Raw genomic sequence first — 13,559 nt, 5'->3', positions numbered from 1 at the left:
GAAGAATTTCGGGGGGGGGGGCTGATTAAGCGCATGGCACCAGCGGTTGTTCCGCCGCGGGGGCAAGGCTGCGCGCCAGAGCGTTTTCAAGGCGCGCCGCATGGTGGAAAGCTCCCACCACGCGATGCGCGCCCCTTGGCCCCGGTCGTCGCTGGCCGGGAATTCAGGAGGCTAAAGGTCGAGCACAAGCGCCCGGGCGCAACTCACGATGTCAGACATCGAGATTGGCGACGTTCAACGCATTGTCCTGGATGAACTCGCGGCGCGGCTCGACCACGTCGCCCATCAGCCGGGTGAAGATTTCGTCCGTCACGTCGGCATCCTCGACCTTCACCTGCAGCAGGGCCCGGTTCTCGGGATCGAGCGTGGTTTCCCACAGCTGCTCGGCATTCATCTCGCCCAGCCCCTTGTAGCGGCTGATCGCCAGCCCCTTGCGCCCCGCGGCCAGCACGGCATCGAGCAATTGCGAAGGCCGGGTGATCGCGCCGTCGAACGAAGCCGGAGCGGGAGCAGCCTGCGCGTCGCCCGCTTCGCCTTCCGGCTCGCCGTCCTGTTCGGCTTCCGGTTCGGGCTCGGCCGACGAGCGAGCGAAGCGGCTCGGTCGGTCGAACGCCCCGGCGTGCTCCTCCGCCACGCGGTGCAGCTTGCGCGCCTCGGCACTCTCGAGGAACTTGGCCTCTATCTCGTGCGCATCCGTCACGCCGCGCCATACGCGGGCAAACGCGATCGACCCGTCGTCGCGGCGGATCACGCTCCACTGCGCCTCGGGATCGCCGCGGCCCATCCGCGCGGCGGCACGCTCGAGCGCGGCCATGCGGCCCGCCGCATCGAGCGCAGGGTCAAGCGCGCCGGCGAGCGCCATCTGCTCGATCACCGCTGGATCGTACTTGCGCGGCACAAAGCCCAGCAGGCTGCGGATGCGCAGCGCGTATTCCACAAGGCTGCGCAGGTCCTCGCCCGTGCGCGCGCCCTCGCTCGTCTCGAGCACGCGGCCCTGCATCCCCGCATCGACCAGGTAACGGTCGAGCGCGGCCTGGTCCTTGAGGTATACCTCGCTGCGGCCCTTGGAGACCTTGAACAGCGGCGGCTGGGCGATGAACAGGTGCCCGGCCTTGACGATCTCGGGCATCTGGCGATGGAAGAAGGTCAGCAGCAGCGTGCGGATGTGCGCGCCGTCCACGTCGGCGTCGGTCATGATGACGATCTTGTGGTAGCGCAGCTTGTCGAGGTTGAACTCGTCGCGCAGGCCGGTGCCCATCGCCTGAATGAGGGTGCCGACTTCCTTCGACGAGATGATCCGGTCGAAGCGCGCGCGCTCGACGTTGAGGATCTTGCCGCGTAGCGGAAGGATCGCCTGGTACTTGCTGTCGCGGCCCGACTTTGCCGATCCGCCCGCGCTGTCGCCCTCGACGAGGAACAGTTCGCACTTGGCGGGATCGCGCTCGCGGCAATCGGAGAGCTTGCCTGGTAGCGAGGCGACGCTCATCGCGCCCTTGCGGCTCATCTCGCGCGCCCGGCGAGCGGCCTCGCGCGCAGCGGCGGCGTCGACGATCTTCTGGATGATGGTCTTCGCGTCGGCCGGGTTTTCCTCCAGCCACTCGGTCATCTTCTCGCCCATCAGCGATTCCAAAGGCTGGCGCACCTCGGACGAGACGAGTTTGTCCTTGGTCTGCGAAGAGAATTTCGGATCAGGCAGCTTGACCGAGACGATCGCGGTCAGCCCCTCGCGCATGTCCTCGCCCGAGAGCGAGACCTTTTCCTTCTTCAGCAGCCCGGTGCGCTCGGCATAGGCGTTGATCGTGCGCGTCAGCGCGGCACGGAATGCCGCGAGGTGGGTGCCCCCGTCACGCTGGGGGATGTTGTTGGTGAAGCAGAGCACGTTCTCGTAATACGAATCGTTCCACTCGAGAGCGACGTCGATGCCGATGCCATCCTTGTTGGCCGAGACCGAGATCGGCTCGGGCACCAGGGCCTGCTTGTTGCGGTCGAGGTACTTCACGAACGCGGCGATCCCGCCCTCGTAGTAGAGGTCGTGCTCGACCGGCTCCTCGTGGCGAAGGTCGCGCAGCTTGATGCGCACGCCGGAATTGAGGAACGCAAGCTCGCGGTAGCGGTGCTCGAGCTTCTCGAAATCGTACTCGGTGACGTTCTTGAAGGTCTCGGTCGAGGCCATGAAGGTGACCCGCGTGCCGTTGCGCTCGCGCCCCGCAGGCCCCTTGACCACCAGCGGACCGACGGCGTCGCCGTTCTCGAACCGCATCCAGTGCTCCTTGCCGTCGCGCCAGATGGTGAGCTCGAGCCACTCGGACAGCGCGTTAACCACCGACACGCCCACGCCGTGCAGGCCGCCCGAGACCTTGTAGGCGTTGTCATCCGAAGTGTTCTCGAACTTCCCGCCCGCGTGGAGCTGGGTCATGATGACCTCGGCCGCGGAGACGCCTTCTTCCTTGTGCATGTCGACCGGAATGCCGCGGCCGTTATCCTCGACCGAGACCGAGCCATCCGGGTTGAGTTCGATCAGCACCAGGTCGCAATGCCCGGCGAGCGCCTCGTCGATCGCGTTGTCGCTGACCTCGAACACCATGTGGTGGAGGCCCGATCCATCGTCGGTATCGCCGATGTACATGCCCGGCCGCTTGCGCACGGCGTCGAGGCCCTTGAGGACCTTGATGCTGTCCGCGCCGTAGCTGTTGTTGCCGGTGTTGCCCGAAGCGTTGTTCTGAGTGCTCTCGTCCATGCCGATTATATAGGCATCGAGGGCGCATTGGGAAACCCGCGCGGGGCCCTTCCATCCACAATCGTTTCCTGCTTGTGTGCGCGCCGACTCGATGGGGAGAGCAGGATGAAGAAGGCGGTTCTGGGGGCGGTCGCAGCCTCTCTTCTGACAGGCCCGGCAATGGCGCAGGTCGCCACCGGCACGATGGGCCCGCTGCGCCCTGACCAGCAGCAGTTCCTCGGCCTCTACAAGGAGCTGGTGGAGACGAACACGGTCGTCGGCGTCGGCAGCTGTACGCAGGCCGCGGCGCAGATCGCCGCGCGGTTGAAAGCCGCCGGGTTCACCGACGATCAGGTCATCCCCTTCTCGGTGGCCGAGCATCCGCAGGATGGCGGGCTGGTTGCGATCCTGCCGGGCACTTCGGCCACGCTCAAACCGATGCTGCTGCTCGGTCATATCGATGTCGTCGCCGCCAAGCGCGAGGACTGGGTGCGCGACCCGTTCAAGCTGGTCGAGGAGAACGGGTACTACTACGCCCGCGGCATCCTCGACGACAAGTTCCAGTCCGCCGTGTGGGCCGACACGCTCATCCGCATGAAGGAAGCAGGCTACAAGCCCAAGCGCACGATCAAGATGGCGCTCACCTGCGGCGAGGAAACCGACACCGCGTTCAACGGAGCGCAGTATCTTTCGACCGAGAAGCGCGACCTGATCGATGCGGCGTTCGCGCTCAACGAAGGCGGGGGCGGGCGGACCGACGGCAAGGGCCACTTGCTGGTCCAGACGATCCAGGTCGGCGAGAAAGTGTACCAGGATTTCAAGCTGACCACGACCAACCCCGGCGGCCACAGCTCGGCCCCGGTGCCCGAGAACGCGATCTATGATATGAGCCGCGCTCTCGACCGCATCTCGAAGCACGAGTTTCCGGCCGAGTTCAACGACACCACCCGCGCGTTCTTCACCAAGGCGGGCGCGCTGCGCCCCGACGACACCGGCAAGGCGATGGTCGCGCTGACCAGGAACCTGAACGATGCCGAGGCGATGGCCCTCGTCAACAAGGACAAGTCGCTCCATTCGATGCTGCGCACGACCTGCGTGGCGACAATGATCGATGGCGGCCACGCGCTCAACGCGCTGCCCCAGCGGGTCGAGGCGAACGTCAACTGCCGCATATTCCCCGGCCACACCCCTGCCGAGATCAGGGACCAGCTCGCGCAGGTGATCGGAAACCCGAAAGTGGAAATCGCCTTCCGCCGCGACGACAAGCCGCTCGCCAAGAGCCCCCCGCTCGATCCGGCACTGATCGGCCCGATGGAGAAGCTCGCCGCGAAGTACTACCCCGGGGTGCCGGTGGTGCCGAGCATGTCCACCGGCGCGACCGACGGGGTCTATACCGGCGGCGCCGGCATACCGACCTATGGCGTCCCGAGCGTGTGGTCCGATCCCGACGGCAACGGCACCCATGGCCTCAACGAGCGGGTCGAGGTCAAGGCGGTCTATACCGCGCGCGATTATCTGTTCGACCTCGTCAAGGAGCTGGCCGGCAAATGACATCCGAGGAGATCGCCGCCCGCCTGGCCGAGCCGTTCGGATCCTTCCCCCGAACCATCGCCGACTGGGCGGCCCTCCAGCCCGACAAGGTCGCACTGCGCGACGAGCAGGGAGAACTTACCTGGGGCGAGCTGGGAGACCGGGTGGAGCGGATCGCCGCGAAGCTGCAGGCCAGCGGGCTCGAGCGGGGCCAATCGGTGGCGATCCTCGGCACCTCGACAATTCCCTATGCGCTCGCCTTCCTCGCCGCGGTGCGGGCGGGCGGGGTGGCGGCGCCGCTCACCACCAGCGCCAGCGCCGAACAGCTCGCCGGCATGGCCGCCGACAGCGGTGCGCGCCACCTGTTCATCGACCGCGCGAAGCTGACCGAGCTGGGCGACGGGTTCATGCCGGACCTCGAACGCATCGTGCTCGACGAGGAGCTGGACGGGTGGATGGCCCCCGCCGGGACCAGCGCCGGCCAGTTCGAGCCTGCAGAGAGCGATCCGTTCAACATCATCTATTCCAGCGGCACCACGGGCATTCCCAAGGGCATCGTCCATTCGCACCTGATGCGCTGGCGCCAGTTCGCGGCAACGGCGACATCGCTGCTCGCGCCGGGCCTTCCGGTTGTCAGCCTCGCCTCGACACCGCTCTATTCGAACACGACGATGGTCGCTTTCCTGCCGCCGTTGCTGGCGGGCGGCACGGTGCGGGTAATGGGCAAGTTCGATACTAGGCGGTGGCTGGCCCATGCGCAGGCTGACCGCACATCGCTGACCATGCTGGTGCCCGTGCAGTACCAGCGGCTGATGGACGAGCCGTCGTTCGACGACTTCGACCTGTCGTCGCTCAAGCTCAAGTACTGCACTTCGGCGCCGTTCCCGGCTGAACTCAAGCGCGAGGTGGTGCGGCGGATGCCCGGCGCGCTGGTCGAAATCTATTCGATGACCGAGGGCGGCGTGGTCTGCCTGCTGCCGGCCCACGAGTTTCCCGACAAGCTGCACACCGTGGGCCGGCCCGCGCCGGGAAGCGAGCTCAAGGTGCTGGACGACGAAGACAGGGAGGTGCCACCGGGTACACCCGGCAACCTTGTCGGCCGTTCGGGCACGATGATGTCGGGCTACAAGAACCAGCCCGGCAAGACGCGCGAAGGTTACTGGACCGATCCGCAGACGGGCGAGGTGTGGCAACGGATGGGCGACATCGGCCGGATCGACGAGGATGGCTTCGTCGAGCTGGTCGGCCGGGCGAAGGACATGATCATCTCGGGCGGGTTCAACATCTATCCGAGCGATCTGGAAGCTGTGCTCGAAGCCGATTCGCGGGTGGCCGAGGCGGCGGTTGTCGGAATGCCGAGCCGGCGCTGGGGCGAAACCCCGGTCGGCTTCGTCCGGCTCCACCCGGAAACCCCGCCAGAAGCTGTCCAGTCGATCATGGTGGAGACAAACGGCAAGCTGGGAAAGACCCAGCGGCTCGCCGCGCTGCTGCCGATCGACGAAATGCCCCGCAGCCACATCGGCAAGCTGCTCAAGACCGAACTGCGCGAGCGCGCCGCGGCGGAGCTGACGATCGATTGATCGCCAACGCAAAAGGCCCAGGGAAATCCCTGGGCCTTGCGGTTAGGCGAGCGTGGCGCCGAGCGTGAGGCCGCTGATGGCCGCCGCGGCGAGGAACGCCAGGATGTGCGATGCGAAGCGCATTGGGTTATTCCTTGAGTGGTATCGGGCCGTTGTAATCGCGAGGCTCAACGAGCCCGCGACCCCGGCGCTGCACCCGAAATAATATTACGCGCGGCTTTCCACAAATGAGAAGACTGCGCCGTGTGTTGCACGCCGCGCAACGGTCAGGCTCAGAACGGCAACGGCGCCAGCAGGAAAAAGCCGTTGATTGTCATAAGCACCCCCAGAACTCCCAGGACGGCCGACGCCAGCAGCACCGCGCGGTTGGTTGCGAGGATGGCAACGGAGCCGAGAACAAGCGCGAGCTGCAACACGACTTCGGCGTAATCGAAGTTATTGTCCTGTTCGGATGCGCGGTCGCGCATGGCTTCGAAGGCGCGGGCCTGCGCCATAAGCTGTTTCTTGCCCTCGCCCTTCAGCGGGTCGCCCGGCGCAGAGGGGTCCGGCTCGTCATCGTAACGGGCGATCTTCTCCTTGTACCGGTCGATCCGGTCGCGGAGATCCGCCGCTGCCGCCGGCGCGCCGGAAAGCCGCGATTCGAGTTCAGCCACCTCGATCTCGTAGCCGGTCTGGCGGATGTTCTTGGCCTGGTAGAACGCCCAGGTGTCGCTGGCGCGGATGTTGCCGATCATCATGTCGTCGGTCGCGTTGCCTCCGCCGAGGCCGCCGATCGCCAGGACAGCCGCGATTGCGGCGATCATCAAGGCGGCGCGGTTGGTGAAGTGCTCGCTCTCGACCTTGTCCGAACGATCCTCGCGCAGCTCCGCGATCAGTTCGGCGGCATCGTTCGAATCCATCTTTCAGCCCCCCGGTTGAGAAGCATCGATTATGCGAACATCGCTCGGAAAAGATGGAAGAATCCGCCATCGGGGGTGAAAACGGAGCGGCGGCGAAAGGGAGAGAGAGCCGCCGCTCCGCATCAAATCGCGGGCCGCCGTCGAGCGGCGGGGGCGAAGCGCGCTTCTGGAACCCGGGGGGTGGGTTGCAGGCGCTGGCCGGGCCGCCCGTTATCGGGGGAGAGGAGAGGCGATCACCGGTATGCGTGGAGCAATATAATTTCTCCGCGCTTTTCACAAATGAGTTAACTGCGTCACGAGTTGCATTCGGCGCAACTAACGTCCCGTTCGGCGCGCTCCGGCGAGGAAGAGCGCGACCGCCACGACTGCGATGGCTGCCGCCAGCACCAGCGGCATGGCGGGAAACTGCGCGATCGCTCCCGCTCCGGAAAACCGGGCGAAAACGATCGCGTACATGGGCGGCCCCGCGATCTGGGCGATCGAGCCGATGGCCTGGGTCGCCCCCTGCAATGCCCCCTGGCTCGATGCGTCGACTGCCCTGCTGTTGAGCGCGTTGAGCGACGGGTAGATGAGGCCCTGGAGGCCGTTCACCAGGAGCGCGGCATAAACGATCCCATCGGACGTCGCAGTGGCGAAAACGGCCGTCGCCACCAGGACCGCGCTCAGCCCGATCAGCACCGCGCCGACCTCGCCGACCCGCGAGACCACCCGGCCGAGCAGCGCGCCCTGCACCACGGCGCTGCCGACCCCGACTGCCGCGAGCGACAGCCCGATCTGCCATGCGCTCCAGCCATAGGCCTCGATCGTGAAGTAGGCCCAGATCGCCGGGTAGACGATATGCGCAAGCTGCCACACCCCGATCGCGGCGACGAACCATAGCACCGTGGGGCTCTGCCGGCTTAGAACGCGCAGGGCGGAAAAGGCGTTCGAACGCCTGAGGCTGAACGGACGTCGCCGCTCGGCTGGCAGGCTCTCTTTGAGGACGAAGAAGCCGAACGCGACGTTGGCGAGCGCAAGGCTCGCAGCTGCCAGGAACGGCACGCGCGGGCCGAATTCACCCAGCAGCCCGCCGAGCGCGGGTCCGATGATGAATCCGAACCCGAACGCCATTCCCATCAGCCCGAAGCTGGCCGCGCGCTTTTCGGGCGGGGTGATGTCGGCGATATAGGCATACGCAGCCGAGTAACTCGCCCCTGTCACTCCGGCGATGATCCGCCCCGCGACGAGCCAACCCAGCTCCGGCGCAAGACCCTGCAGCAGGTAGTCGAGGCCGAAAGCCGCGAGGCACGCGAGGATCACGGGGCGCCGCCCGAACCGGTCCGACAGGTTGCCGATGATCGGCGCGAAGACGAACTGCATCGCGGCGTACCCGGCGGCGAGCCAGCCCGCCCACAGCGCCGCCTTGTCGACCGGCATGTCGCCCAGGTGCATGATCAGCTCGGGCAGCACGGGCATGACGATGCCGAAGCCGATCATGTCGACCAGCACGACCGCGAACAGGAACCACAGAACCGTGCGTTGCTGCATTGCTCGTCCCCCGACCGGCCAGCCTTGCTAGACCCTGTGCCCCTATGCGGCAATCGCGCTGGACAGCACGCGGCTCAAACGAATATCGGCCCGTCATGGAACCCCAGCAAGCCTCCGATTCCACCCGGCCCGACTCCATCCTCATCGTCGATTTCGGCAGCCAGGTGACCCAGCTCATCGCCCGCCGCGTGCGCGAGGCGGGGGTCTATTCCGAGATCGCCCCGTTCACGACCGCCGAGGAGGCGTTCCATCGGCTACAGCCGAAAGGCATCATCCTCTCGGGCTCCCCGGCCGGCGTACCGGAGGAAGGCTCTCCCCGCGCGCCGCAGATCGTGTTCGACAGCGGCCTGCCGATTCTTGGCATCTGCTACGGCCAGCAGGTGATGACCCACCAATTGGGCGGCGAAGTGCGGCCCGGCCACGAGACCGGGGAAGGCGGCGAATTCGGCCGCGCGTTCCTCACCGTGACCAGGCCCTGCGCGCTGTTCGACGGCCTGTGGGCCGAAGGCGAGCGTCACCAAGTGTGGATGAGCCATGGCGACAAGGTCACCCGCTTCGCCGACGGGTTCGAGATCGTCGCCACCAGCGACGGCGCGCCTTTCGCGGTGATCGCCGACGAGAAGCGCAAATACTACGGCACCCAGTTCCACCCCGAGGTCGTTCACACCCCCGACGGCGGGAAGCTCATCGCCAACTTCGTGCGCCACGTCTGCGGCCTCGCCGGCGACTGGACGATGGCCGAGTTCCGCAAGACCAAGATCGCGGAGATCCGCGCCCAGGTCGGCAAGGGCCGGGTCATCTGCGGCCTTTCGGGCGGGGTCGACAGCGCGGTGGCAGCGGTGCTGATCCACGAAGCGATCGGCGAGCAGCTCACCTGCGTGTTCGTCGACCACGGGTTGATGCGGCTCAACGAGGCCGAGCAGGTCGTCACCCTGTTCCGCGATCATTACAACATCCCGCTGGTCCACGTGAACGCGGAAGAGATGTTCCTCTCCGGCCTCGCCGGCGAGACCGATCCGGAAAAGAAGCGCAAGTTCATCGGCAAGGCGTTCATCGACCTCTTCGAGGCCGAGGCCAACAAGGTGGGCGGGGCCGATTTCCTCGCCCAGGGCACCCTCTACCCCGATGTCATCGAGAGCGTCAGCTTCACCGGCGGCCCTTCGGTCACGATCAAGAGCCATCACAACGTCGGCGGCCTGCCCGAACGCATGAACATGGCCCTGGTCGAGCCGCTGCGCGAGCTGTTCAAGGACGAGGTGCGTGAGCTTGGCCGCGAGCTGGGCCTTCCCGAGGCGTTCGTCGGGCGCCACCCGTTCCCCGGGCCGGGCCTGGCCATCCGCATCCCCGGCGAGGTGACGAAGGAGCGTTGCGACATCCTGCGCAAGGCCGACGCGATCTACCTCGAGGAGATTCGCGCCGCCGGTCTTTACGATGCGATCTGGCAGGCCTTTGCCGTTCTGCTCCCGGTGCGCACGGTGGGCGTGATGGGGGACTACCGGACCTACGACAGCGTACTCGCATTGCGCGCGGTGACCAGCACCGACGGCATGACGGCGGACGTCTATCCCTTCGAAGCGGCGTTCTTGGGCCGGGTGGCGACCCGCATCGTGAACGAGGTGAAGGGCGTGAACCGCGTGGTTTACGATTATACCAGCAAGCCGCCCGGCACGATCGAGTGGGAGTGACCCCGGCTGCGGCCTGGGAACAGGCCGATGCCGCCGTGGCGGAGGCGATCCGCGCGAAGGTGGGCGGCGAGCGGCTGGTCGTCGGACTTTCGGGTGCGCAAGGCTCGGGCAAGTCCACGATGGCGCCGCGTCTGGTCCAGCGGCTCTCCGCTGCCGGACTGCGCGCCCAGGTTCTCGCGCTTGACGATTTCTACCTGACGGAAGCCGAGCGGGCGGAACTGGCCCGCACGGTCCACCCGCTGCTTCTGACCCGCGGCGTCCCGGGGACGCACGACATCGGTCTGCTCCGCGGCGCGATCGATTCGCTGCTGGCAGGGCGCGAGGCCGCGATCCCGATTTTCGACAAGGCCCGCGATGACCGCGCCGGCTGGCGCACTCTCGACAGCGCGGCGGACGTCATCCTGCTGGAAGGGTGGTGCGTCGGCGCGCGGCCGGAGCCCTCGCAACGCTTGCTCGCGCCGGTCAACGCGCTCGAGCGTGACGAGGATGCCAGCGGAGCCTGGCGCGACTGGGTCAACCAGCACTTGGCGAGCGATTACGCGGCGCTGTTCGCCCGCCTGGACTTAAGGTTCTTCCTGCGTGCGCCGGAATTCGACGTGGTTCTCGACTGGCGCGCCGAACAGGAACGCGGTTTGCCGTCCGGTGGTATGTCCGGTCGCGAAGTCGAGCGCTTCATTCACCACTACGAGCGCATCACGCGCTGGATGCTCGAAGACGAGCCGGCGGACCTGGTGTTCGACCTCGATCCGGCGCGCAGGCCCGTAGCACAGCCGCGTCGGCCTCACGCCTGAACCCCTGTCGGCCCGGAACGCCCGGTCCGCAAAGTGAGTTGTGCTGGTGCAGGCTGCGGGGGAATCGCGGCCGCAACGAGAGGAGCTAGTTCATGAACAGGAAACACGCGCTCGCAATTGCGGGTCTCGCCGGAGCGGTCGCTCTCGCCGGCTGCGCCACCCTGGAAGAAGAAGCCGTCGATGCCACTTCGGACACCTACAAGGCCGTGCTGACCGGCGCCAATGAGGCGGGCGGCGGCGATCCCGATGGCTATGGCCGCGCGGAAATCTCCGTCTCCGACGGGTTCGGGCAAGTTTGCTGGGAAATCAAGGATCTGCGCGGCATCGGTCCGGTTACCGCGGCGCACATCCATGCCGGGCGAGCGGGGGTAAACGGGCCGCCCGTGCTCACGCTGGAAAAGTCGAACGAAGGCATCTGGCAGGGCTGCAAGGACGGCGCGGAATGGACCCAGAACCGGCTCCAGGGAAATCCGGCCGATTTCTACGTCAACGTGCACACCGCGGAATATCCCAACGGGGCGATCCGCGGTCAGCTGACCGACTGAATCACAACCTCTTTTCCGCCGCCGGCACCGCCCCCGCGCGGTAGCCGGCGGAGGGGAGAGCGGCGACCTTAAGCGATCTTTACTTGACCCGCGTGTAGGGGACGAAGTCTCCCAGCGAGATGCTGCCCTTGAAGATGCCGCTCGCATTATCGAGCAGGGTCACGATATCCTGGCGACAGAGCTCCGGGCCGAACTGACGGACCAGCAGAATGTCGTGCCTCCTCAAATCTTCCGGATTGGCAGGGATGTTCACCCAGATGGTCTTGCCGTGCCCGTAGACCAGCGCAGTCCCGTCGATGATCTGGGAATCGCTGTACACCCGCGTGTTAACGCAGCTTTGCGGTTTCCCGGCCACGCGGCCCTCCAGCATCCTGGCAAGCCGTTCCTGGCCGGTCAGGCGGTCCCGGGCGATCGAAGGACCGGACACCAGCGCCATCCCGGCGAGTGCGATCAGCGACAATGCGATCTTCTTCATGTCCGCTCTCCTGCTAGAATGCCTGGGTAGCACAAGCCGGCTGAACTGCCCCTGACTTGGGTCAAGCCGTGCCCCCGACTGTCAAACCTCCGACCAGAAGAGTCGGCTGGCCGACGCCCGCGGGTATGCTCTGACCACCCTTGCCACACATTCCGACGCCTTCGTCGAGCGCCATGTCGTTGCCGATGCCCTGCACTTTGGTCAGCACGCTCGGTCCGTCGCCGATCAGCGTGGCTCCCTTGATGGGCGCACCCAGCTTTCCGTCTTCCACGAGGTAGGCTTCGGTGCAGGTGAAGGTGAACTTGCCGCTCACGATATCCACCTGGCCACCGCCGAAGCTCTTGGCGTAGATACCTTTCCCGACCCGCGCGAGGAGCTCTGCCGGGTCGTCGCTTCCGGCGCGCATGAAGGTATTGGTCATGCGCGGCATCGGCGCATGGGCATAGCTTTCGCGCCGCCCGTTGCCCGTCGCGGCTACACCCATCAGACGGGCGTTGAGCCGGTCCTGCATGTAGCCCTTGAGGATGCCGTCCTCGATCAGCACCGTCTCCTGCGTGGGTGTGCCTTCGTCGTCGATTGTCAGCGAGCCCCGCCGGTTCGTGATGCTCCCATCATCCACGATGGTCACACCGGACGCGGCCACGCGAGTGCCGAGGCGACCCGAGAAGGCGCTGGTCCCCTTGCGGTTGAAATCTCCCTCAAGCCCATGCCCGACTGCCTCGTGCAGCAGGACGCCCGGCCATCCCGGGCCCAGCAGCACCGTCATCTCTCCGGCGGGGGCGGCCACGCTGTCGAGGTTCGTCAGGGCCTGCGCGACCGCCATGTCGATCGCCCGGCTCCAGTTGGCTTCCTCGAAAAGTGCATCGTAGAGATAACGCCCGCCCATGCCGAACGAGCCGGTCTCCCGGCGTCCGTTGGCTTCCGCCACCACCGAAACGTTGAGCCGCACCAGCGGGCGGATGTCGCGCGCGACGAAGCCATCGGGGCGGACGATCTCGATCGCGCTCCAGGAGGCTGCGAGATTGGCGGTTGCCTGGATTATGCGCGGATCGCGCGCGCGTGCGGCGGCATCGATCTTCTCCAGCAGGGCCACCTTCGCGGCGAAAGGCACCGCATCGAGCGGGCTGGCGTCGGTGTAGAGGTGGCGGTTGCTGCGAGGCGGCGGCGCGGGGCGCGTGCCCCTGGCGGGGTCGAGCAATCGCAGCGTCTCGCCGGCGCGGCGAATGGCGGCGGCCGAAATCTCGTTGGCGTGGGCAAAGCCGGTCATTTCGCCCGACACGCCACGCAGCCCGAAGCCTGCGTCGCGCGAGTAGTTGGCGGTCTTCAGTCGCCCGTCGTCGAACACGAATGCCTCGGTTGCCGCGAACTGCAGGTAAAGCTCACCGTCGTCACACGCACGCAACACGTCAGCGGTCACCGCGCGTGCCTCGTCCGGAGTAAGCTTGCCGTCGGCGTAAATAAGCGAATGCGGGTCGGTCGTCATGCACCCGATATGGGCGCGGCGGCCACGGTAATCTAGGGCGTAGCTCCGGAGGAAATATCGCTCAGGCTCGCCTGGTCCGCGCCATCGGCCGGGCCGCCCCGCAGAACGAACCGGCGGTCACAGTAACCGCAGTCAACGTAGCCATGCTCGTCGATTTCCAGCCAGACGCGTGGATGGCCCAGCGCGCTCGGCACGAAACCCGGGCCGCCGCGGATCGCTTCAGCCCCGTCGCAGGCTACGCGGCTTTTCTGGACTAGAGTGACTTCGGGCGGCGCGATACTCATGGGGTGCGCCGATACCGCCATTGCGGGAGGCACGCAACGGCCCT

11 protein-coding genes are annotated in these 13,559 nt (G+C 66.5%); 5 read left to right on the top strand and 6 right to left on the bottom strand.

Annotated features, from left to right (window positions below):
* Positions 1-211 precede the first annotated feature (211 nt).
* A complete protein-coding gene (gyrB, locus tag IEW58_RS13120; RefSeq protein ID WP_188645517.1) occupies positions 212-2,737 on the bottom strand; it encodes a DNA topoisomerase (ATP-hydrolyzing) subunit B in 2,526 nt (841 codons plus the stop codon).
* Positions 2,738-2,842: 105 nt separating this feature from the next.
* Between gyrB and IEW58_RS13115 the strand changes: the two genes are divergently transcribed.
* Together IEW58_RS13115 and IEW58_RS13110 are read left to right on the top strand one after the other, a co-directional pair.
* Positions 2,843-4,267: a M20/M25/M40 family metallo-hydrolase gene (locus IEW58_RS13115; RefSeq protein WP_188645516.1), complete on the top strand. Its 1,425-nt coding sequence runs from the start codon at positions 2,843-2,845 to the stop codon at positions 4,265-4,267.
* The gene (locus tag IEW58_RS13110; RefSeq protein ID WP_188645515.1) at positions 4,264-5,826 is read left to right on the top strand and encodes a class I adenylate-forming enzyme family protein; all 1,563 of its coding nucleotides are present in this window, start codon (positions 4,264-4,266) and stop codon (positions 5,824-5,826) included. Before IEW58_RS13115 ends, IEW58_RS13110 begins: the two co-directional genes overlap by 4 nt.
* Positions 5,827-6,098: 272 nt before the next feature.
* Here the strand turns inward: IEW58_RS13110 and IEW58_RS13105 are convergent, their stop codons facing one another.
* Positions 6,099-6,725, bottom strand: coding sequence for a DUF4337 domain-containing protein (locus IEW58_RS13105; protein ID WP_188645514.1), 627 nt, complete (start codon positions 6,723-6,725; stop codon positions 6,099-6,101).
* Between the two features lie 315 nt (positions 6,726-7,040).
* Positions 7,041-8,252, bottom strand: coding sequence for an MFS transporter (locus tag IEW58_RS13100; RefSeq protein ID WP_188645513.1), 1,212 nt, complete (start codon positions 8,250-8,252; stop codon positions 7,041-7,043).
* A 95-nt stretch (positions 8,253-8,347) separates the two neighbouring features.
* Here IEW58_RS13100 and guaA point away from each other — a divergent pair, with 95 nt between their 5' ends.
* The 3 genes from guaA (at position 8,348) to IEW58_RS13085 (ending at position 11,273) form a co-directional block, all read left to right on the top strand.
* Positions 8,348-9,937, top strand: a complete 1,590-nt coding sequence (gene guaA, locus IEW58_RS13095; RefSeq protein ID WP_188645512.1) for a glutamine-hydrolyzing GMP synthase — start codon at positions 8,348-8,350, stop codon at positions 9,935-9,937.
* Positions 9,928-10,728 carry a kinase gene (locus tag IEW58_RS13090; protein ID WP_229658593.1) on the top strand — a complete coding sequence of 267 codons (801 nt, stop codon included), beginning with the start codon at positions 9,928-9,930 and terminating at the stop codon, positions 10,726-10,728. Before guaA ends, IEW58_RS13090 begins: the two co-directional genes overlap by 10 nt.
* A 92-nt stretch (positions 10,729-10,820) precedes the next feature.
* The gene (locus IEW58_RS13085) at positions 10,821-11,273 is read left to right on the top strand and encodes a CHRD domain-containing protein (protein WP_188645511.1); all 453 of its coding nucleotides are present in this window, start codon (positions 10,821-10,823) and stop codon (positions 11,271-11,273) included.
* A 79-nt stretch (positions 11,274-11,352) separates the two neighbouring features.
* On the opposite strand, the gene IEW58_RS13080 is transcribed toward IEW58_RS13085, so the two are convergent.
* The 3 genes from IEW58_RS13080 to IEW58_RS13070 form a co-directional block, all read right to left on the bottom strand.
* On the bottom strand, positions 11,353-11,748 hold the full coding sequence (locus IEW58_RS13080) for a hypothetical protein (RefSeq protein ID WP_188645510.1): 396 nt from the start codon (positions 11,746-11,748) through the stop codon (positions 11,353-11,355).
* 61 nt (positions 11,749-11,809) lie between these two features.
* Positions 11,810-13,231 carry a metalloprotease TldD gene (gene tldD / locus IEW58_RS13075; protein WP_188645509.1) on the bottom strand — a complete coding sequence of 474 codons (1,422 nt, stop codon included), beginning with the start codon at positions 13,229-13,231 and terminating at the stop codon, positions 11,810-11,812.
* A 32-nt stretch (positions 13,232-13,263) separates the two neighbouring features.
* A complete protein-coding gene (locus IEW58_RS13070) occupies positions 13,264-13,515 on the bottom strand; it encodes a zinc-finger domain-containing protein (RefSeq protein ID WP_188645508.1) in 252 nt (83 codons plus the stop codon).
* Between the last annotated feature and the right edge of the window lie 44 nt (positions 13,516-13,559).

Source organism: Tsuneonella deserti (assembly GCF_014644315.1).
GTDB classification, from domain to species: Bacteria; Pseudomonadota; Alphaproteobacteria; order Sphingomonadales; family Sphingomonadaceae; genus Tsuneonella; species Tsuneonella deserti.
This window is presented reverse-complemented; position numbering and strand designations above follow the sequence as displayed.

Bases quoted from the DNA above. Each gene is read 5' to 3' on its own strand.
- guaA (WP_188645512.1), top strand. From the start codon at position 8,348: ATGGAACCCCAGCAAGCCTCCGATTCCACCCGGCCCGACTCCATCCTC.
- tldD (WP_188645509.1), bottom strand. From the start codon at position 13,231: ATGACGACCGACCCGCATTCGCTTATTTACGCCGACGGCAAGCTTACT.
- IEW58_RS13115 (WP_188645516.1), top strand. From the start codon at position 2,843: ATGAAGAAGGCGGTTCTGGGGGCGGTCGCAGCCTCTCTTCTGACAGGC.
- IEW58_RS13100 (WP_188645513.1), bottom strand. From the start codon at position 8,252: ATGCAGCAACGCACGGTTCTGTGGTTCCTGTTCGCGGTCGTGCTGGTC.
- IEW58_RS13070 (WP_188645508.1), bottom strand. From the start codon at position 13,515: ATGAGTATCGCGCCGCCCGAAGTCACTCTAGTCCAGAAAAGCCGCGTA.
- IEW58_RS13085 (WP_188645511.1), top strand. From the start codon at position 10,821: ATGAACAGGAAACACGCGCTCGCAATTGCGGGTCTCGCCGGAGCGGTC.
- gyrB (WP_188645517.1), bottom strand. From the start codon at position 2,737: ATGGACGAGAGCACTCAGAACAACGCTTCGGGCAACACCGGCAACAAC.
- IEW58_RS13110 (WP_188645515.1), top strand. From the start codon at position 4,264: ATGACATCCGAGGAGATCGCCGCCCGCCTGGCCGAGCCGTTCGGATCC.
- IEW58_RS13080 (WP_188645510.1), bottom strand. From the start codon at position 11,748: ATGAAGAAGATCGCATTGTCGCTGATCGCACTCGCCGGGATGGCGCTG.
- IEW58_RS13105 (WP_188645514.1), bottom strand. From the start codon at position 6,725: ATGGATTCGAACGATGCCGCCGAACTGATCGCGGAGCTGCGCGAGGAT.